Source organism: Marinoscillum sp., from assembly GCF_965229915.1.
GTDB lineage: Bacteria > Bacteroidota > Bacteroidia > Cytophagales > Cyclobacteriaceae > Marinoscillum.
Window position 1 is genome coordinate 4,813,841 of the sequence record NZ_CBDDJZ010000001.1, and the last position, 22,541, is coordinate 4,836,381.

General features: G+C 44.4%; 11 protein-coding genes. 6 read left to right on the top strand and 5 right to left on the bottom strand.

Features of this window, described 5'->3' with window-relative positions:
- Window positions 1–51 precede the first annotated feature (51 nt).
- Complete coding sequence (locus ACO067_RS20585) at window positions 52–918, bottom strand: DUF2911 domain-containing protein (protein WP_421877716.1); 867 nt, start codon at window positions 916–918, stop codon at window positions 52–54.
- A 29-nt stretch (window positions 919–947) separates the two neighbouring features.
- On the opposite strand from ACO067_RS20585, the gene ACO067_RS20590 reads away from it, so the two are divergent.
- Window positions 948–1,559: a DNA-3-methyladenine glycosylase gene (locus ACO067_RS20590; RefSeq protein WP_421877718.1), complete on the top strand. Its 612-nt coding sequence runs from the start codon at window positions 948–950 to the stop codon at window positions 1,557–1,559.
- A gap of 182 nt (window positions 1,560–1,741) precedes the next feature.
- A complete protein-coding gene (locus tag ACO067_RS20595) occupies window positions 1,742–3,262 on the top strand; it encodes an OmpA family protein (RefSeq protein WP_421877720.1) in 1,521 nt (506 codons plus the stop codon).
- On the opposite strand, the gene ggt is transcribed toward ACO067_RS20595, so the two are convergent.
- Genes ggt through ACO067_RS20610 form a run of 3 tightly spaced genes read right to left on the bottom strand, consistent with a single transcriptional unit; the run spans window position 3,259 to window position 6,758 of the window.
- Window positions 3,259–4,950 (bottom strand): gamma-glutamyltransferase, encoded by a 1,692-nt coding sequence (gene ggt, locus ACO067_RS20600; protein ID WP_421877722.1) that lies wholly within the window; start codon window positions 4,948–4,950, stop codon window positions 3,259–3,261. The genes ACO067_RS20595 and ggt overlap by 4 nt on opposite strands.
- Window positions 4,931–5,155 (bottom strand): hypothetical protein, encoded by a 225-nt coding sequence (locus ACO067_RS20605; protein WP_421877724.1) that lies wholly within the window; start codon window positions 5,153–5,155, stop codon window positions 4,931–4,933. The genes ggt and ACO067_RS20605 overlap by 20 nt, the downstream gene beginning before the upstream one ends.
- Before the next feature lie 46 nt (window positions 5,156–5,201).
- Complete coding sequence (locus tag ACO067_RS20610; RefSeq protein WP_421877726.1) at window positions 5,202–6,758, bottom strand: SulP family inorganic anion transporter; 1,557 nt, start codon at window positions 6,756–6,758, stop codon at window positions 5,202–5,204.
- Between the two features lie 294 nt (window positions 6,759–7,052).
- On the opposite strand from ACO067_RS20610, the gene ACO067_RS20615 reads away from it, so the two are divergent.
- The 4 genes from ACO067_RS20615 to ACO067_RS20630 are packed head-to-tail and all read left to right on the top strand — an operon-like array spanning window position 7,053 to window position 11,167.
- Entirely contained in the window at window positions 7,053–7,844 is a 792-nt protein-coding gene (locus tag ACO067_RS20615) for a hypothetical protein (protein WP_421877728.1), read from the top strand.
- Window positions 7,845–7,861: 17 nt separating this feature from the next.
- A complete protein-coding gene (locus tag ACO067_RS20620; protein WP_421877730.1) occupies window positions 7,862–8,893 on the top strand; it encodes an oxygenase MpaB family protein in 1,032 nt (343 codons plus the stop codon).
- A 24-nt stretch (window positions 8,894–8,917) separates the two neighbouring features.
- The gene (locus tag ACO067_RS20625) at window positions 8,918–10,087 is read left to right on the top strand and encodes a tetratricopeptide repeat protein (RefSeq protein ID WP_421877732.1); all 1,170 of its coding nucleotides are present in this window, start codon (window positions 8,918–8,920) and stop codon (window positions 10,085–10,087) included.
- Window positions 10,088–10,105: 18 nt separating this feature from the next.
- The gene (locus ACO067_RS20630; protein ID WP_421877734.1) at window positions 10,106–11,167 is read left to right on the top strand and encodes an amidohydrolase family protein; all 1,062 of its coding nucleotides are present in this window, start codon (window positions 10,106–10,108) and stop codon (window positions 11,165–11,167) included.
- Between the two features lie 165 nt (window positions 11,168–11,332).
- Here ACO067_RS20630 and ACO067_RS20635 read toward each other — a convergent pair whose 3' ends face one another.
- Window positions 11,333–22,444, bottom strand: coding sequence for a T9SS type A sorting domain-containing protein (locus ACO067_RS20635; protein WP_421877736.1), 11,112 nt, complete (start codon window positions 22,442–22,444; stop codon window positions 11,333–11,335).
- Window positions 22,445–22,541: the final 97 nt, after the last annotated feature.

Genomic DNA, 22,541 nt, shown 5'->3' on the forward strand with positions numbered 1-22,541 from the left:
CAACAAAGGCTCTGAAATTTCAGAGCCTTTGTTGTTATGAGTTTTTGTTGATTATTTCAGTGAATCGATCAAATCCTGATTTCTCTTCACATAACCAAAGTCACCATTTGGACTTGCTTTAGCCGTTTCCATAGACTGCTTGGCAGTCTCTATTGCTTCTTTCTTCTTACCCAAAGCTTTCAGAATCAATGCCTTGGTATGCACATTCCAAAACTGATTCGAGTTTTCTCCGATAGCAAGGTATTTGTTCATATACTCCAGCGCTTTTTCCAACTCCATGTTTTGAGAAAGGTAGAAGTTAGCAGCCTGTGAATACACAGCCGGGTTTACTTGAGTCTTCTGTGCAATATCCTTCATCACTTGCTCTTTGTAGTTTACTTCGATTGGAAGGTTCCACATCACATTGGCCCATGAAAACTGGATATTTGCTTTGGTATTGTCAGCGCTGATATCAGTGATCTGGAAAGTCATTCTTTCCACCACATTCATCGGCTGAGCTGGCTTTACTTTAGCTTTTACCACTGCTTTAGACTCATCGTAAGCGCTTTCGTTTCCTCCAATTGGTTCAGAAATAAGCATTACCTGCCACTCATCTTTACCAGGGATACTCACGATCTGGTATTCACCTGCTTTTACATCCTGACCAGCCACTTTTAAATCGGTACTGAAAGTAATCATACTTCCAGAGTTGGCGCCTGTTCTCCACACTTCACCAAATTGCTCCAGGAACTCGTCTCCCGAACCAAAGATTTTACGCCCCTTTACTCCTGGTCTGAAGTAGTCGATAGTCACATCAGTAAGTCCCACTTTGCTGTATACAGATCCTGCTGGGCTAGGCTGCGGGGTGTCAATCTGTGCCATTGCTGACCCAGTGACGAATAGAAGACATATTAAGGTTAGTTTTGCGATTTTACTCATCGTTTTAAATAGGTTTAGTTTATTTATTAATGTACGACCTTTCTTCTTACGAAAAACTACCACATTCGTTTTACGAGCGTGACGATGTGGTGCAAATTGCGCAAGACTTACTTGGTAAGTATTTGATAACAAACATAGATGGAATTATCACAGCAGCAAAGATTGTGGAGACGGAAGCCTATAATGGCCGATGCGATAAAGCCTGTCACACCTTTCTGAAACGTACTCGCCGGACAGAAGTGATGTACGGTCCGGGAGGTACTGCTTATGTATATCTCTGCTACGGGATTCATCACCTCTTTAATGTTGTTACTAATCAAGAAGGGCAAGCCGATGCGGTCTTGATACGGGGTGTGGAGCCGGTGATCAATGTAGATATCATGCAGGAGCGAAGAGGCTCCAAAATACCCAGAAAGAAGATTTCATCAGGTCCAGGCATGCTCAGTCAGGCCATGGGAATCTCCACTGCTCTCAATGGGATATCCTTAAATGGCGATCAAATTTGGCTTGCTAGCGTATCTGATTCTGAACCTTTTGAGATGGCTACTGATGTACGCATTGGTGTTGACTATGCTGAGGAGGATGCCCTGCTACCTTGGCGCTTTTATGTGAAGGATAATCCTTTTGTGAGTGTTAAATAACAATACTAAAACTAAGTGGATGTAGTTATAAAACAAAATCCCCAACCATTTCTGATTAGGGATTTAAGCATTCATACACTTGTTTAATTTTGTGACCGCTGGTTAAGGCCCCAACATGCCAAAAATAGGTCAACTGGTTTAAAAATAAAAAATATTAAAAAAAATCTTTGAATAATTATATAATGCTGAGATACGCCCTTCTACTTCTATCCATTCTTTATTATTACGTGTCTTATTCACAATTGCAATTTTTTAGTGATCCTGAGTCGTTGGACTCGTTAAACTCTGTGAAAGGCGAAAACTATATTTTCTTTGATTTTGACAATTCCAAAATCTATTTCACACGAGAGCGTCACCCAGGTAATGAAGCTGGAGTTCAGGATGTGGGTGATATCTGGACTTCAAATCTCATGGATACTACCTGGACCACACCGGAGCCATTTGACGTAAATGATCAGCACTTCACCTCGCCTCTGGGAACTACACCAGATGGACAGTATTTTCTATATAATTATGTGTGGTTTGATAAAGGGCTGTATTATGGAAAAGTAATGGCCAGAAGTTTGAATGGTCAGACTGTAGAGGTAAACGTACCATACTTCAAAAACCGCTCACCACTCCAAACTGGTGGTTTGTCGAGAGATGGTCGGTATATGCTGATGAGCCTGGAAAACAACCTGGGGTATGGCGTGGATGATTTATTCGTAAGCATACTAGATGCCAATGGAAAATGGTCTGCCCCAAAAAACCTTGGGATCACAGTGAATACTGAGTTTCAGGAGATCTCGCCATTTTTAGCTCCTGACAATAAGACCCTCTATTTTGCTAGTAATGGTAGGGGAGGTGCCGGAAGTTTTGACTTGTTTTATTCTACCCGGTTGGATGATACCTGGCAAAACTGGTCGGAACCAATCGCACTGGATCAAATCAATACATCAGGCTCTGAGACCAGTTTTGTATTCAGCAATGATTCCCAATATGCCTACTTTGTTTCCACTCAGAATAGCGATGGCTATGGAGATATCAAAAGAATTCGGATTGAGGCAGATTTTAAAGAGACCATTGATACTACGTCACAGTTGATGGTGGTTAAGGATCAAAAAGAGGAGCAATTTATTGCCTTTGAACTGATCGATAAGAATACAGGTGATCCAGTGAATGGCTCTGTAGTGATTCTGGGGAACGATGCGGATCGAGCTACCGCGTCAGAGGGTAAGTTGCTACTCAGCAGCATACTTGGTTCAGTGCGGCTGGAATTTAAGTCCGAAGGGTACTTCTCGACCAAAAGAAGTTATGACCTGGATACGCTGGTTACTGATTCCATTTATTCCGTGGCATTGGAACCACTGCAGGAAGGAAACGTGATCACATTGAATAATGTTTTATTCTATAGAGGTACGGCCAATTTTGTGGAAGGGTCAGAAGATGAGTTGGATTTGGTAGTGGAAATGATGAACGAAAACCCCGAAGTAAATATCTTCCTCAAAGGACACACTGATAATGTGGGAAATGCCATGCTCAACGTGGAATTGTCTCAGGAGCGGGTCTACGCAGTGACGGATTATCTAGTCTCTCAGGGAATAGCAAGTGACCGGATAGATGGCAAAGGTTTTGGAGGCGAACAACCAGTGGCAAGTAATGCATCAGAAGTTACTCGAAAACTCAATAGACGGGTAGAATTTGAAGTTAGAAAGGCTAATTAGTATCCTTCAGCAGAGTCATCTCCACGAGGGTCAGCACCTCCTTCGAGTTGCCCATCTGGCCGGACCAATATACAGTCAGTTCGGCCTATCTTATCAACTACCTGAAACTGGTACCCCTGTTCCTCTAATTCAGATTGGGTTTGATCAGAGATGGCAGATTCTTCCATTTTGATTTGATCTGGAAGCCACTGGTGATGAACTTTCTTACTCTCTACTGCAGCTTGCATAGACATATCGTAATCCACCAGATTCACTATAGTCTGAAATACCGAGGTGATAATGGTCGCTCCTCCAGGACTGCCGATTACTGCCTTTAACTGACCGTCCTTTTCCAGGATGGTAGGTGTCATAGAGCTAAGCATTCTTTTGCCCGGGGCAATGGAGTTGGCTTCTGCTCCAATCAAACCAAAGAAATTAGGCACTCCTGGTTTGGCACTGAAATCATCCATTTCGTTATTGAGGACAAAACCAGCACCTTTTACCCACACTTTGCAGCCATAGTTTAAGTTGAGAGTGGTCGTGATTGACACTGCATTGCCAAACTTATCTACTATGGAAAAATGGGTTGTTTGATCAGACTCATAAGGCACTTCTCCTCCTTGTATTTCCTTAGCTGGTGTGATAGAGGTGGTATTAATGCCGGCATACCTTTTTGAGTTGTACTCTTCTGATAGCAATGTCTCGATTGGTACTTCATAGAAATCCGGATCTCCAAGGTGTTTTGCTCGGTCAGCAAACACGCGTTTTTCTATCTCGGCCATGAGATGTACCGCATCAGTACTGTTATGATCATAATTGGCTAGTTGTACGAACTCAGCTCCTTTCAGCAGTTGCAGTACTGCCACACCACCACTAGAGGGCGGAGGCATGGTGATGACCTTGTGTCCTTTATAGGTGCCTACCAAAGGTGTACGCCAGGTAGCTTCGTAAGATTCCAGATCCTCTCTGGTGATCAGACCTCCGCCACGTTCCATTTCGTTAATGATCTGGCCAGCCACAATGCCCTTGTAAAAACCGTCTCTCCCGGAGTCTCTGACAAATGATAAGGTAGCAGCTAGCTGCACCTGAGTAACATAGTCTCCACCATTCCACCCTTCATCATTGATTACCCAGGGTTTCCAGTCATTGGCAGCTTTGAAGTCATCCTGTTTTTCGTTGAGCGCGGAGGCTTCATCCTGGGTGATGCGATGACCTTCATGTGCCAGTACAATTGCTGGTTGTAACAGTTGAGCCCATGGTAGAGATCCATAGCGCTCATGAAGTTGCCACATTCCTGCCACACTCCCCGGAACACCAGCAGCCAGATGACCCAGCGTACTTTTATCAGACACTACCTGACCACTGTCATTTTGATACATGGTGCGAGAGGCTGCCAGAGGAGCTCTTTCTCGGTAGTCCAGAGAATTGATGCTTCCATCATTTTCTCGGATCACTGCAAATCCACCACCCCCAATGTTACCTGCTCGGGGATAGACCACAGCAAGGGCGAATTGAGTTGCTATTGCAGCATCGTACGCATTACCACCTTGCTTCAGGATGGATAGACCAACCTTGGTAGCCAGAGGGTGAGCAGATACCACCATGGCACTGTCACCTAATACACCTACTTTTTGATCGGTGGGCGTGGGGCTGCAAGAATAAACCAGCCAACCCAGTACAAGGAGAAAGTTAATTTTGATGCTGCGCATTGATCTTTTTGGTTCGCTTCAGTGATTTGTACTTCTTGATCTTAACACGTTTTTTGCCTCTGTCTCGCTTGCTATCATAGGGTCTGAAGTGCTTGCGCGATTTGGTAATGGGTATTTTATAATAGGAGGCATGACAGCCAGAAAACAACTGTACGCTCAGGAGAAGAATGATCAAAGTGCCAAGAAAACGAAATCTGTGTCTCATATACTATGAAACGACAAACTAACCATTTTCTTGGCATAAGTCCGAATCAGACATCTGCAAATTGCGGGGAATTCGAATTTTTTGCAGGTTTGATCTCCACGGTAATTTGATTGTTAATGGCTGTTGCTTTGAAATCCTCAATTGTTTCCAGAATATCGTTATCCACAAAAATAGATTCCGTCTCATCAAAAATGACATGAGAACCTTCAGGCATGTTTCGAAGTGTTTTTCTTAAAAATGCCTTGTTTAGAAAACTGACATCTTTTTCTAAAGTAATGAGGTATTTATTATCTCCGCTCTCCTGCACAGTGATGGCCTGATGCAGATTACTCTTAATGACAAAATACAGTCCGACAACAATACCAACTGTGATTCCAATCAGAAGATCGGTCATGAGAATGGCAGCAATGGTGATAATGAAAGGCAAGAACTGGTCTTTTCCTTTGGCGTAAAGATCCTTAAAAAGTGCCGGTTTGGCCAGCTTATATCCTACTACCAAAAGAACTGCAGCAAGCGCTGCTTTGGGGATCATGTTCAGTACATCCGGGAAGAATACAACTGAAATGGCCAATAGAAATCCGTGAAATACCGCAGACACCTTGGTCTTACCTCCAGAACTAATATTGGCAGTACTTCGCACAATCACGGCAGTAATTGGCAGTCCACCGATTAGGCCTGATATCATGTTACCAATACCTTGAGCAGTTAATTCTCTATTGGCCGGGGCGATGCGCTTGTAAGGGTCAAGCTTGTCTACTGCATCCAGGCTCAGTAGTGTTTCCAAACTGGCAATGATGGCGATGGTAACAGCAGTGACATAGATCTCCGGATTGCCAAGTTGGGACCAATCAGGAAAGGTAAAGAAGCCTACGAATTCATCAATAGAATCACTTACTGGCAGAGATACCATGTGTTTCCCGGTCAGGAAATAATCTGAAAAATAGCTTTTATATAATACCGCGTTGGCTATCACACCCCAAATGACCGCTACTAAAGCACCGGGCAGCACACTCGTCCATCGTTGCTTCTTCATAATGGGCTGTTCCCAGAAAATCAGAATGATCAAAGCGATAATACTGATCATCAGCGCACCTGTGTCTATGTTTTGAAATGCAAGCGCAATTTCTGTAAATGTGTTTTGACCATCAGGCTGCAAAAAGCTCTCGTCACCTTCATAGTCCTGATCATCTCCAAGAGCGTGGGGTATCTGCTTCAGAATCAGGATTAAGCCAATGGCGGCTAGCATACCTTTGATCACAGAGGAAGGGAAAAAATGACCAATGATTCCGGCTTTTAATGCACCTAAAATAAACTGGATAATACCTGCGATGAAAACAGCTAGCAAGAAGGATTCGAAGGCTCCCAGGCTTTCAATTGAGTTGAGAACGATGACAGCCAGACCAGCTGCAGGACCACTGACGCTCAGCTGTGAGCCACTGATTAACCCAATGACCAAACCACCTACGATTCCAGCCAGTATCCCTGAAAACGCAGGAGCTCCTGAAGCCAGGGCGATACCCAGACATAAAGGAAGTGCCACCAAAGATACTACAAGGCCTGCAGGAAGGTCGTTCTTCAGGTTACTACCAAAATACTCTTTCATACTTTCTACGACTTTTACATAGACTATCCCCTTGATAATCAAAGAGAATCATCTTGAGATTAAAAAACTACGGCAATACAAATCTAGGGGATTTTCCATTCATTGGTAGGAAGCAGGTAGTGGGATCATCATGGTGCTATACTTAAAATCACTATAACTAACTGGTTATCAATTATTAGAATTGGAATAATTAAAGAGTTTTTTTAAGCTTTCCTTTCAATTTAGGCAACATTTCAATATATTCCGCCAACAAATGCCGAGAGGTATCATTTCAGAACCCAACCTGTTCATTCAATGAAATCAAACTTAGCTACCCAGGAAATTCCAAAAGGTTATAGAGTTTATAAAATCAAAGGGGTGGAACACCCAATTGTGGCACGAAAAGGCGGACCTACTGCCGATGCTGTTAAGAACAAGTCCAGCTACAAAGAGCTGAGAAATAACCAAAAGGAATTTGGAGTAGCTTCTATGATGGCTAAGGTTCTCCGCAATTCACTTTCTGAGGGCCTCACAGAGATCTGTGAAACGTATGTTTCGGGTCGGTTGACCGCTCAGTTTAGGAACATTGCCAAATACGAGGAGGGGCCAACTGGGACTCGTCCTTTATATGTGACTAAATATGGTCATAGCCTAAGCGGTTTTGAATTCAATACCACGGCTCCCTATGAGGAGATTTTTGGTGCCAAGTACTTTTTGAAATCTGGCAGTAGGAGAGGTCAGGTTATTTTGCACTTTCCTGCTTTTGTGCCTGAGGATACTTTTAAGACACCAAATGGTGCCACAAACTTTAAAATTAATGCCCGGTTGGTCGCTCTAAGCGACTACCATTTCGACCCTCAATTGAAAGCCTACCAGGCATTGAACAAGGACTTTCACGGTAAGTACGGTTCATATCAGAGTCCGATGCTCCCCATTTTGAAAATCCCTACCGAACCAATGACAGCTCATGTGTCTGTGGATCAGGTAGATGTACCTGAGAATACGGCTTTGTTCTTATTGATGGCGATCAGTTTTTACCATTATGAAAACGGTAAATTCCAACATCTCAATAAGGATAGTGGGATGACTATCAAGCAAGTGTACTAAACCAATCCTGAGTGGCCATGGTTATGTCTGTCACCATGGATCAATCAAACAAATATGCCAGAAGACTACAGGGAGACCCGGTAGGTGATCAGATGTTTCAATACTTGAAGCAGGAAAGTTCCACCTTTTCGGAGTTCATGACCTTGTCTTCAAACCAAGCCTTTTGGGACTACCTCACGAAACATCCGGAGCTAAAGCAACTGCTTGGTGAATCATTTTCACAAAAGGCGCATGATATCGAAGAATATAACAAAGGGGTCATTTTTTTCGAGCGTCATGTCAGCCCAGTTTTAACAGTGCTAGGGCTTTATTCTTTGCCATACTGCTACTGCGGAAGAAACGGGGCACGTGTGCTTGTTACATCCAACAAGATTATCCAGCAACCTGAGAAACGACTCGCGGAGACTGCTGAATTCGTGATGGATGTATGCGATCGACAAGGATTTGATCCAGAAGGAAAAGCCTATTTGGCTATAGCCAAAGTGCGTGCGATGCATGCAGCCGCGCGGTATTATGCCAAACGATCGATAAAAGATGAGGAGCCTGTGAACCAGGATGATATGTTGGCAACCCTGCTGTCCTTTTCGCTTATAGTCATACGAGGTTTGCGCAAAATGGGTGTTTCAGTGAGCAATAGTGAGGTAGAGGCATTTCTATACATGTGGAATGTGATAGGGCTGAAGTTGGGAATAGAGCAGGTGCACTTACCAAAGTCTATTCGAGAAGCCAGTCGATTGGAAAGAGACATCACCAAAAGAGAGTTTGCTGCAAGTGATGAGGGTGTGCGATTGACACAGTCTCTTCTGCACTTTCTCAATAGTCAAAAAGAACTTCTTAAGCTGGGTGTGAGTGCTGAAGACTTGATGAATTATTTTCTTGGATCGAATGCTCAGTTGCTGGGAATTGAGCCTGGCAAGGCTACTTACCAGGGTTTAGTGGATGTGGTGATCAAGACTTCCACCTTTATTCGTTCTTTCAGTGAAATCAGTTACTATTCTGTCAAAAAACAGATTTCCAAAGAGGTCAGTGCCTTGAATGCGGAACAATAATGCCTAAATCCGTATAAAGGTATTATGCCACGTTATTACTTGATAGTCGTTCTGCTCACATCAGTCTTTGTTGTAAATGCCCAGAGTAAATCAGATCAGGCGTCTGCCGCGTATGATTTAGCTTTGAAAAACTATCGCTCACGCAATTTAGAGGAGGCACTAACTCACATAGAAGCGGCTCTTGAGTTGTCTCAGCAGCCACAATATTACTATCTCAATGGATTGATCTTTGAGGCACAAGAGAAGGATCTCCGGGCAGTCTCTGCGTATGAGGCTACTTTAAAGTTAGATCCCAACTATCAGGAGGCATTGTTTCAAAAGGCACTGATCTACCTCAAATATGGAGATCCCAAGCAAGCCATTCGGGATTTTAATCTATTGATTGACATGGGCGTTTCATTCACACGTGGTGTATACTTTGAGTCCGATGCATATGGGAGCAAAGGCACCTCTCTTGCCACATTGGCCAATCTGGAAGGTAAATTTTACTACTATAGAGCACAGGCGAACTCCAAGCTTGGAGACTATGACGCAGCTCTGAAGGACTTTAATGTGTCGATAGAGCTAGACTCCGCTAGTGATTATTATATGGGTAGGGGACTGTTGTATCAGAAAATGAAAGAACCCCAACTGGCTATCAACGACTTTAGACGTGCAGTGATGCAGGATAGTACCAATCAGTTGGCATGGTATAATCTGGCTTTGGTCTATCCCGGCGTTGAATTACCTGAGGAGTTACTTGCTGACAATACGTTTAGCCCTACGCTGGGCTTGTTAGCATCTGAGGCAATGACCAATGGCAATTATCAGAAGGCAATTCGTTATTGGTCTCAGGCTTTGGAAACGGATAAAGAACCACTTCACTTCATCAATAGAGGTCGGGCATATGCCAAAATAAAGAAGTATGATCTGGCCAGACAGGATTTTCTCCAAGCCAGGAAACTGGATCCTGCGCACTTCGAGTGTTTGTACCTAATCGGCAACTCTTACTTCTTTGAGAAGCGTTTCGAACTGGCGGTGTCTTTTTACAATCAGTTTTTGACTGTAGATCCTAAAAATGCCATGGTTTGGTACAATGGTGCAATGAGTTATCTGGAAATGAAACAGAAGGAGGAGGCCTGTCATTATCTAAATCAAGCAAATAATCTAGGGATGGTCCAGGCTACCGAGATGATTGATAAACATTGCAGATAGTTTTATTATTTTTGGCTAATGACCAAAACACGCACCCCACTCAAAATAGATATGCACACGCATATCCTTCCTGAGAAGCTACCAAACTTCGCTGAGAAATTTGGCTATGGTGAGTTCATCAACTTGCTGCACCACAAAGACGGAGCAGCTTTGATGATGAAGGGAGATAAATTTTTTCGAGAGATTGAGTCCAATTGCTGGGATCCAGAGTTGCGTGTAAAGGATTATGAGAAGTTCCACACTAAAGTACAGGTTATATGTACTATACCAGTGATGTTTAGTTATTGGGCTGAGCCTAATGACTGTCTTTACTTATCCCAGTTTTTAAATGATCACATTGCCGAAGTAGTGGAGAATGACCCGCAGCATTACATCGGTCTGGGGACGGTGCCTATGCAAGACGTAGACCTTGCTATTCAGGAGTTGGAGCGACTCAAAAAACTGGGCATACCTGGAGTGCAGATTGGGTCTAACGTCAATCAGCATAATCTAAGTAAACCTCGTTTCTTTGAGTTTTTTGAGGCTTGTGAACGTCTAGGCATGGCTGTGTTGGTACATCCATGGGATATGATGGGCAAAGAACACATGGAGAAATACTGGTTGCCTTGGCTGGTGGGGATGCCTGCTGAAACAGCCCGTGCCATCAGTTCCATGATTTTTGGTGGAGTATTTGCTCGATACCCGAACCTGAGGGTGTGCTTTGCTCATGCCGGAGGTTCCTTCTTACCGACTATTGGCCGTTTGGAAAGAGGGTATGACTGCCGTCCTGATCTGGTAGCGGTGCACAATGATGTAAACCCGCGCGAGTACCTAGGTAAGTTTTGGGTAGACAGCATCACTCATGATCCGATGCTACTTGAGTACATTATTAAGTTGATCGGTTCCGACAAAATATGCCTGGGTTCGGATTATCCATTCCCTCTGGGTGATTTGGAGATAGGAAAATTTATTGAAGAAATGGATTTGCCAGAAGAGGACCTGGAAAACATCATGTATCGGTCAACACTGGATTGGCTTGGGTTCGGATCTAAAACTGAAGATCAGGCAATTAAACAGCTGCTTGATAAGAAATCCGATTAGTCTTAGCAAGCCTACATTCCTGTTAAAGTCACGACCGAGTTTTATCAAACTTCAAGGACCTAATTCTTTAGTTTTTTTAGCGGTTCGATAGTCATTGCTCCATTGACATAAAAAAAACAGGAGCTCAATGATTGAACTCCTGTTTAGAATTAGTTTCTTATTTACTTATTTGATGATAAGCTGAAACTGCTGCTTGGTGTCTGGTAATTCGATAATCACCTGGTACACTCCTGAGCTCATTTCTGAAACATCGATCGATTGTTCCTGATTACCAAAGCGGAGTACGTTTTGGTACATGGTGCGGCCTCCCATATCTATAATGGAGAGTTTCGCCTCAGGAATAATAATGTTTGATCTCAAGTTGATCTGATCAGTTGCTGGGTTTGGATAAACGGTCCAGCTAATTCCATCCTGCTCTTTTACCACATAGACCATTTTTGAGTATTCGAAGTATCCATCAAAATCTACTTCTTTCACTCTGTAATAATTGTATCCTTTGATCGCTTTGTTATGGCTAAATGAGTAGCTGTTAATGGCGTCTTTTTCATTGACAGCATCAGTATTGCCAATAACGTTAAAACTTCTGCCATCAAGCGAATGCTCTACTTCGAAATGGCTCACATTGATTTCGTTGGTTGTTTGCCATTCGATGGATACGTTTCCGTAGAGTTCTCTGGCTTGAATATCCAAGAAGTCCAAAGGAAGCGGCACATCATCACTATCCAGGTAATTCACTATTCCGTCAGAATCTCTATCTGGTGTACCTGATACTTGTGCGTAGAAGTTTCCATTCTGATCAGGATCAAATAGGTTGATCAAGCCATCGCCATCTTCATCGATGAAGTAAGGACTGTCTGCATCAAACAAGTTCAATGTACCATCCCCATCTGAGTCGTCTAGATAATCTGGAACGCCATTGGCAGGAGACAGGTCATTGGTTGGATACAGCGCAAAACCGCTGGTACTATTGGCGGCATTGTAAGCCGTGACTCTGTTGATGTAGGAATCCTCATAGTTCGTCGGGCCTGCTTCATAGTATGCTTCCTGATAGTCAGGAGTTAAGTCATTGTCTGAGTTAGAGTCTACATAGTTGGAGATGCCATCACTGTCTGTGTCAGGGTTTGCCAGGGCAGATCCGCCATTGTCACTATCGACCGAATTGCCAAGACCATCACCATCAGTATCTCCAAAGGAATCAAGTTTACCATCACCATTGTAGTCATTTCCTCCTGCTTCTAATAGGTCTGTTAGGCCGTCATTGTCACTATCCAGGTCCAAATAGTCAGGAATTCCATCAGAGTCTGTATCAGGTACCGTGAGTGGTGTTCCACCATCGTCCGTATCCACGGTGTTGTCCAGTCCATCTCCGTCGGTGTCCAGACCAGAGAGTCCCGGATCTGTACCTCCATTTCCTTCTGTTGAATCTGGAATGCCGTCATTGTCACTATCCAGGTCGAAGAAGTTAGGAATACCATCTCTATCAGCATCTACACGGTCATCTATGCCATCGCTATTTACGTCTACAAAATTGGCAGCATCACTATCACGATAGTTAAGCACTCCATCTCCATCATCATCATCAAAAGGATCATTGGCACCAGCATAAGTAGCGCCATTGAATTCATCTGCATCCGTGATTCCATCATTGTCACTATCTGGATCTACACCATCGATGATGCCATCGTCATCTGTGTCATTGGCATAGAGGTAATCAGGAGTTGCTCCACCACCTTGTGTTTTATCATTGTAGTAGAAGGAGTCACTGTTGGCATCTTCGCCAGTGGTGAGGATACCATCGGTATCATCATCTTCATCTCTCCAGTCGAGTACGCCATCTCCATCTGTATCTTGCAGGCTGGCTTTAGAGCCTAAAATATTGTTAACTCCAGACCCACTGAAACTATCAAAAAGCTTCTCCAGTCCATCTCCATCCTGATCCAGTCCATAGTTGGTCTCATCACTGAGATCACCATCCTGATCCAGATCCAGGTCGCTGAATCCGTTTTTGTTGGCATCAAAACCCTCGATAATATCTGGCACATTGTCATCATCACTGTCGGTGTCCAGATAATCAGGAGTGGTATCTCCATCGGTGTCAGTAGGGGTAATGGCGATTCCTCCATTGTCCGCATCATATACGTCTTTCCAACCATCTCCATCGGTATCTGCGCTAGTGATGGCAACATATGCTGCTGTAGTTTGCGCCTCTCTATTATCCGTGATGCCATCGCCATCTGAGTCGAGATCCAGGAAGTTAGGAAGGTTGTCTCCGTCCGTATCTATTGGAGAGGTGCTGTTATGATAGGTACCGTCTACTCTGATTTGTCCAGCTGTACGTGCTGTCAGAACTAATTCCAGATATCTGGCATCTGCATTCAACTGGTAGTAGAATATGTTCTCCACAGTTAAATAGGTATCCAGCGTAAAGTCCTGAGGATTGGAATATGGTCCTGTTTCAGAAGTAGATTGAGATACGGTGAGTGTTTTACTAGATGCATCACTTCTTATTTCCATAGATACAGCTACTACTGTACCGGATGTCAGGGTTGTTCCATAATCCAAAGTCACAATATCCGTATTTAGTGAATTGAATCGAGTACCACTTCCGTCAGGCAAGCCCACTGCCAATGCTGGATCGTCGACACCCGTGCCGCCACTAATGGCACTACTTGGACCTGCCGCCACTGAGGTACCCAAAATGATGTCATCATCTAAACCATTGTTATCTCCGCTATCATCGAAGCTATCGATCATTCCATCACCATCCACATCTGGTAGCCCAGCCTCCACGATATCAGCGATTCCGTCATTATCAGAATCAAGGTCAAGGAAGTTAGGAATACCATCTTTGTCTTGATCATATCGATCATCTATACCGTCAGAGTTGGTATCTGTGAAACCTGGTAAATCAGAGTCTAAGTAGTTATAGATATTATCTTGATCTAAATCACTGAGTGGAGCATATATTGAATTCACTACTTCATCTACATTGAGTAATCCATCATTATCAGCATCCAGGTCATTTTCATTGATTATTCCATCACCATCAAAGTCAGGTGAGTACAAATAATCTGGAACAATACCACCTCCCTGAGTGAAGTCGTCTGTCCAGTTCATGTTGCTATTGGCATCTTCCGCGCTCGTCAGTGTACCGTCACCGTCATCGTCATCGTCTCTGAAGTCATACAAGTTATCTTCATCTGTATCCGAAAGCACAGCAGATGAGCCACTTATGTTAGTAATGTTGGTCACAGATGTGGTGTTGTCAAATAGGTAGGAGATACCGTCTGAGTCATTGTCTGCCAAGTATCCAGTCTCGTCTGTGGGGTCATTGTCACCATCGGTATCCCAGTCACCAAATCCATCCAGATCAGAATCCCATGCTTCCACTACATCGTCTATGCCATCGTCATCAGAATCAGTATCCTGATAATCTGGAGTCGTATCACCATCAGAGTCGATTGGATCAAGGGCGTTGCCTGCAGAGATGTCTTCATCATAAACATCCAGGATACCATCGCCATCTGTATCACCAGCTGCAGGTGCCACGTAGGATGCGGATAATTGCGCCTCAATATTGTCTGGGATACCGTCTGCGTCAGCATCAAGATCCAGGTAATCTTCTAGTCCGTCGCTATCGGTATCTGGTGCAGAGGCAGCAGTACCTCCTGTACACGGCACCACGTAGGATAGTGTGTGTATGTTAACCGGGCGATTGGTTCCACTTTCTTCTTCGACGTTTATATACCGAGCGTATGATGTGAGCACATAGGAGAATGTTTCTGGTCCAGTTCCTGATCCCACACCTGTTGTTGCAGAATACAGTTGTAGGTTACTAAAAGTGGTACCATTAAATGACTGGGTAATGTTGGCTGTGGCATTGATTCCGGCGGCACCATCATTTAACGACAGAACTACCGTACTGCCAGTAGGCATAACAACACCAAGGTCAAAAGTGATATCATTTCCATTGGCAACTTGAGCAAAAGTGGTAGGGGTGTTTCCAGTAGCATTCGCTGGATTGGTGCCCCCATTATTGGTAAATGAGCTAGCATAAACAGTAGAGCCATCACAAGCATCATCATAGCTGTCATCCAAACCATTGCCATTAGCATCCGTCAGTCCACCGCCTTCATCCAGAGAGCCATCTTCATTGGCATCTGTTAGTCCTATCTCCAGAATATCTGCAATACCGTCATTATCACTGTCTCTATCTCTAAAGTCAGGAATACCGTCATAGTCCTGATCGAACTGATCAATCACCCCATCACTGTTGATATCTGTGAATCCTGTGGTGTTCACCCCAGAGGTATTGGTGTCAGCTTTGTTGCTAGTGCCGTCACCATCTATATCGCTATCTTGATAATTATAAAGGCCATCGCCATCAGTGTCGGCGCTCGGATCGATACCTACACCACCATCTTCAGAGGCATTGGCCAATCCATCATTGTCTTGATCCAGGTCATACGCGTCGGCAACTCCGTCTCCGTCTGTGTCAGGATCTCCAAAAAGATAGTCCGGAATTATGCCATTTGGATCGTCATTTGCTGTGGTAGCTTCTGAGTCTGTATTGATGCCATCATTGTCGTCATCTACGTCCTGAAAATCCCAGGTACCATCCAGATCGGTGTCCTGCACGGCAGCTGTTGACCCGGTGACATTCGAATTTCCTTTGCTGGAGACATTGTCATAAATGTCCAGAAGTCCATCTTCATCAGTATCTGTGTCAAATCCAGTATCATCAAAATTTCCATTTTGATTTGCATCCCAGTCGGCATACAGGTTTTTGTCGGAATTATGTCCCTCAATACGATCCAGCACTCCATCATCATCAGCGTCCGTGTCCAAATAGTCTTCGCTGCCTGTGCCGTCCGTGTTGACCGGGGTGATCAGCGTAGCTCCGACATTAGGATCGAAGGCATCATCTAGTCCATTTAGATTGGAATCAACGCCAGATAGGGCAATATAGGAGCTCTTAGTTTGAGCTTCTCGTATGTCCACAATGCCGTCGTTATCTGAGTCAAGATCCAAATAATCAGGGATTACAGCTGAGACTGGTTCTGATCCACTGTCTGTGTTGAGTGGAGTGATTGGAGTTACGGAGGCATTTACTGAAGTGCCGATGTATCCATCTTGCGTATCATTAAAGCCGTCATTGTCACTATCAGTAAATGAAGCGATACCGCCAGTGCCTGAATCAGCTGTTAAGCCAAATTCAATAACGTCTACAATTCCATCATTGTCTGAATCCAAATCTCTGAAGTCTTTGATGCCGTCATTGTCAGAGTCTAACAGATCATATGGGAATGATTCTACCGCATCACTAAATCCATTACCGTCTTTGTCAAAATCGTAGCTATCATCTATTCCATCATTGTCGTTATCATTACCCAGGGTGTATGATACGTCATACAGATCATCTATTCCATCACTGTCCGCATCTGTACCACCTGTCTGATCTACATCGACATTAGCTGGGATTCCGTCCTGGTCAATATCCAACAAGTTATCTACTATACCATCAAAGTCACTGTCTGTTCCACCGCCTTCGATGATATCTGGGTAGCCATCATTGTCTGAATCCAGATCGAGATAATCGTCCAGTCCATCACCATCTGTATCTCTACTTGTAATCGCACTTCCGCCGTTATCGGGATCCACTGCATCGGCCAATCCGTCACCATCAGTATCCGTAGCATAGCTATCAATGAGTCCGTCACTGTTGGTGTCACTTACTCCATTTTCGATAGCATCGGTAATGCCATCATTATCCGAATCAATATCTTTTAAATCGGCATAGCCATCATAATCGGAATCTGGATAGGCGAGGGCCGTGCCGCCATTATCGGTATCTACCAGGTCTGCAAGTCCATCATTGTCCGTATCGGTAGTATTGTCCACTTTGCCATCGCCATCAGTGTCAGTGCCTCCAGCCTCAACCAGATCAGGAATCCCATCATTGTCGGTATCCAAATCTACCTGATCATTGATGCCATCGCCATCTGTATCTAATGGAGTAAGTGCAGTACCACCATTGTCAGGATCATATGTGTTTGGAAGACCATCACCGTCTATATCCGTGTCAGCAGAATCAATGATGTCATCACCGTCCGTATCTGTACCTCCCGAAACACTAAAATCAAACGCATCATCAATGCCATCTGAGTCGGAATCCGCTCCGCCTGTATTGTCTACGTCTACATTGTCAGGTATGGTATCCCAGTCACTGTCATCCAGACCATCGATCATACCATTGCCGTCTGTATCAACCCCACCGACCTCAACCAGGTCAGGAATTCCATCGTTATCCGAATCGGCATCTCTAAAATCAGGAATCCCATCCAAGTCAGTATCATAGACATCATACACTCCATCACTATTGATGTCAGCTGTACTGGTCAAACCTGCCAAAACGGTACCATCATCGGAGTCTCTAAAGTTTGGTATTCCATCACCATCTTCATCACCGCTTGGGTCGATTGACTGCCCACCATCTTCATCTGTATCGGCTATTCCATCGTTATCAGAGTCACTATCCAAGGCATCAAGAATGCCGTCCTTGTCATAGTCTCCATTGAATAGGTAATCAGGGATGCCCGCGGCCTGGGTTTGATCATCTTGCAGGTTGCCATTGGAGTTGGCATCTTCGTTCATGGTAAGAATACCATCTGCGTCATCGTCGGTGTCTCTGAAATCTAGTTCATCGAGACCATCCGTATTTTGTAGGGATGCATTGGAGCCAGTACTGTTTCCTGTGGTTCCCAGAGTTACATTGTCAAAGGCATCAGGCAATCCATCTCCATCTGAGTCGGTGGAGAAGTCTGCCTCGTTGGTGGTGCCATTTTGATCATCGTCCCAGTCACCAAAGCCATCATAGTTGCTATCACTGCCCTCGACTATGTCGAGTACTCCGTCGTTATCCGAATCATCGTCCAGATAGTCTTGAAGATCTAAGCCGTCAGAGTTAATTGGAGTGATTAGTACGCCTCCCTGATCTGGGTCAAAAGCATCGTCGATACCATCTCCATCAGTATCCGTGTTGGTCAATTGAATGAGGTTGCTGGTTGATTGACTTTCAATCAGGTCTACAATTCCATCACCGTCGCTATCAATGTCTACATAATCCCGATATCCATCACCGTCGGAATCAGGATTGGCCAGAGTAGAGGATCCGCCTGCTGCTGCTGGTGACGAATCAATGTAGTTCATCAGTCCGTCATTATCCGGGTCATTCAGTGTGAATTGTCCCGAGGTTTGATCCAAACCATTAGGTATGGAACCTTCATAGGCTTCTACTGCATCCCACAATCCATCATTGTCTGAGTCTAGATCAAGGAAATCAGGAATTCCATCTAAATCTGTATCAAAGACATCAAATACCCCATCCCCATTCTGATCAGCCGAGGAGGTCAGTGAAGCTCCAACACTGGCATCTTTATAGTTTGGTATGCCATCAGCGTCATCATCACCACTTGGATCAATGGATTCACCATTTGCTTCTATGGTGTCTGGGATTCCATCATTGTCAGAATCTGTATCTGAAGCGTTGGCGATGGCGTCCCCATCAAAATCACCACTGAACAAGTAATCAGGAACTGTATTGCCTCCTTCGGTGAAGTCATCTGACCAATCATTGTTGGAGTTGGCATCCTCTCCAGCAGTTAAATTGCCGTCATTGTCATCATCATCATCTTGCCAGTCTTTTTCATCAGCACCATCAGTGTTTTGTAGAGGAGCATTGAAGTTTTCAAAAATATCAAGTAACCCATCTGCGTCTGTGTCATCTGTAATGTCACCACTGCAGGCATCCGTTCTGGTCAGGGTAAAATTGTCAAAAGTCAGAGTGCCGGAGGTGCCATCTTTGTAGGTCCATACTTCTACATAAACGGTATTTGCAGGAGCTGTGGCGGTGACAGTGTATTGTGTGTAAGTAGTAGCCAGCACTTGCTGCTGTGGTTCGCTCAGTCGGGTAGACTGGTCTGCGTCCCAGAAGGTGATACCGATAGCCGAGTAACCCGGTCCGCCTGCTATTTTGGCATAACCAGTAAACTGATAGTTCGCTCCTGCTTCTGCTGGGAGGAAAGTGCTTACGGAGGTGCCGGAGACACTAGGGCCTACAATAATTGCCGCATCTCCTGATTGTGCATCATCAGTCACAAATGCATCACCTGAGAACGAAGACAAGGACTTCAGTCCATTTTCAAAGTCAGCATTTTCAGTGAGCAGCATTCCGGCTCCAGAATAAGCTACGCACGCATCAGTGTTGTCCAATACTCCATCAGCGTTGGTGTCCAAATCCGAGATACCATCACTATTGGAGTCATATCCCTCTATAAAATCTTCTACGCCATCACCGTCAGCGTCTGTGTCTCGATAGTCTACGTCGGAGTCTCCATCCGTATCTATCGGTGTGATCAAATCTCCACCGTTTGCCGGATCATAGACATCTATAAGTCCATTGGAGTCTGTGTCTGCTGAACTTGAAGCAATATAATTGGAGCTAGTCTGACCCTCTACGTTATCAATCAATCCATCATTGTCACTATCTATATCCAAATAATCAGGATAAGAGTCTCCATCCGTATCCAGAATCACAGTAGGAGTGATCAAGAAGTCATCGTTAAGTCCATCGCCATCTGTATCTGTGAACGCAATACGACCTGTGCTGACATCTACAGATAGATCATTTTCGTAGGTGTCGGTGATACCGTCATTATCCGAATCAAGATCCAGGTAATCTGCTATACCGTCTCCGTCTGTATCAGGTAGTGGTAATGGTGATGCCTCAAGGTTGTCATCCACACCATTGGCACTGGACCAAATGAAGGATCGACATTCAGCAATGGTGATGGTGTAAGATTGAAGGTTTCTATTCGATACAGCATAGGCTGTGGTGCCATCCAGATTTAAGCCCATCGAGTTATTGTTACCATTGCTGGGATCAAAATTGGTGGTAACAATTTTGATCTCACTGGTAGTCTCCAGTATTTGAAGCTGAACGGTAGCGGTACCAGAGCCTGAGTAGAAAGGCACACTTGTGTAGGTAACGACAAAGGTTCTGTTTGGTGCTATACCATTGGTTCCATAGGTTACAGTGCCTCCGTTGTTTGGGCTCCAGTCCTGATGGTTTAAAAAGATGGTGTTGGTATAGGTAGCACTTGGCATAGCTACTGCATTCCATGGGTTGCCCACGGCCGTAAGGTTGGAGAAGCTCACCCAGCCATTAGGAGATATGGTTCCTGTGGTACCGCTGGTGATGGTGGTGCCAAAAAAGTCAATGTCAAAAGGTGTAGAAAACGTGATTTCGTCATCATCAGTGGTTGGTCCGGTGGTATGTCCAGTCTGGCTAGCAAATGTGGTGCTACAACCGGTTGTTTCTGAATATGCCGGGGAGCCACTACCTGAAATGTCGGTAAACCCGTCTACTTTGCCGTCATTGTCTGAATCCGTACCACCAGCTTCTACCAAATCGGTGATGCCGTCATTGTCACTATCAAGATCCAGAGCATTGGGAATGCCGTCCAGATCGGTATCGTAGTTGTCATTGACGCCATCGCCATTGGAATCTACAAATCCAGCTAAATCAGCATCCAAATAATCTGGAGCTCCATCTCCATCCGTATCAGCCAATGCGTCGCCCTCTGTAGCATTGGGAATACCATCATTGTCAAAGTCTCCATCGTTACTATCAGAGACTCCATCACCATCTGCTTCACAGTTGTAAGTGAATGTGATATTTTGAGTATTGATTTGATAATATCCAAAGGACCAGGTGTTGATCAAATCATCATCACCGCTCGTCCATGTATGTAGAGAAGTATTGGTACCGTCTAGCTCAATTTCGGGGTTGGCATTGGTGAAAATGTCGCTATCATCCCAATAGATCAAGTCAAAACTTGTACTTGGTCGAACATCAAGCATATTGATCCCCACGGCATTCTCCTCCACATCCCAGAGGGGAACATGTATGGGTCCTGCGGTAAAGCGACCTGAAATACTGATATCTGTGCCACTTGGTACTGTGCCACCCAGACCATCCAAGCCATCCCAAATGATGGTGGTATATCCTTCGGACGTGATCTCAGCTTCAATAATGCGGTCTTCAGTTCCTGCCTGATATCCATTGGTCCCATTAAGATCTACTATAATAGCTACTTGCCCCACTTGATTGGATTCAAACGTGATGGCAGCCTCACCACCATTGGACGATGCGCTACAATAGAAGTTGGCATTGGAGATTTTTACAGTGGGTAGCGTGGTGGTAGGGTACTCCTGCAGATCAGGATTGTTGATGAACAGGTCATAGTCAATATCTGCTACCTCATTGGTCAAACTCATTCGATAATCCTGAAAATCAGCAGTCCCGTCACCGTTAGTATCTCCATCTGATCCATCTGATCCCTGAGCATTTGCATAAACTACAAGTGAAAATGGATTTAGTCCACCCAGATCAATTTGTTTGATGTAATTCCCCTGGTTAGCTCCATCGATGACCGATGGAACTCTCACATAAAACTGACAATCATCTGACAACAAGTTGTCAAAATCCTGGGCTGTTAAACTCCAACGCTTACAGTGCAGCCTTCCTGGTTTTTCTTCGTTTCCGTCATAAACACTAAAATCCCACAGATCGTACCAGCTTCTGACATCTATATCTGTGGTGGCACCATCATCCTGAATGAAGGCTATATAAAAGTCTTGATCACCTTCCGGATCATTATTGGTATATTCCAGAGGTGTGTAACCTCCAGAATTATAGGTAGTTGAGTTATAGGTGAATTGAGGTCCAAGTAATGAAGATGCCACTGTTTGTATGACACCAGGCTGTCCGGCATCTAGCCATGCTCCATGTGATGGACTGTTGTCGTTTGTCAGTGTGGTGGTTTGAACTATATTGCCATCAGCATCATAAACGACAATGGTCAAGTATTCATGATTGCTGTGTTCTAATGCAGCATTGGTGTAGGCATTAGTCTGGTCATATTTGACCGGAATACGTCTGATTCCGTATCGAAGTGTTTCTCCAGCTTTGAGTCGAATGTAGAGTCTTTCATCAGCAGGTGCAGAAGGGTCCAGGAAGTTGTCCTGAGCTCCTCCAAATCCATCATGCTCTAACCAGGCCATATTATTATTGGCAGCTCCAGGAGCTACCAAAGAAGTGGTGTCTCCATAGTTTGGCGCTAAGGTCCTGGACCCCTCGGCAATAGCTGGGGTGGTCATGATAAGCAAAAGGATAAAAAAGAAAAGTAAGGTAAGAAGGGTAAATAATCTTTTCATAAACAAGACGATTACAAAGGCGGTGTAAAATAAACGGACGCAAAAATAGGTATTTTTACAGCTAATAGCTTTTAAATCATGTGATTTAGGTCATATC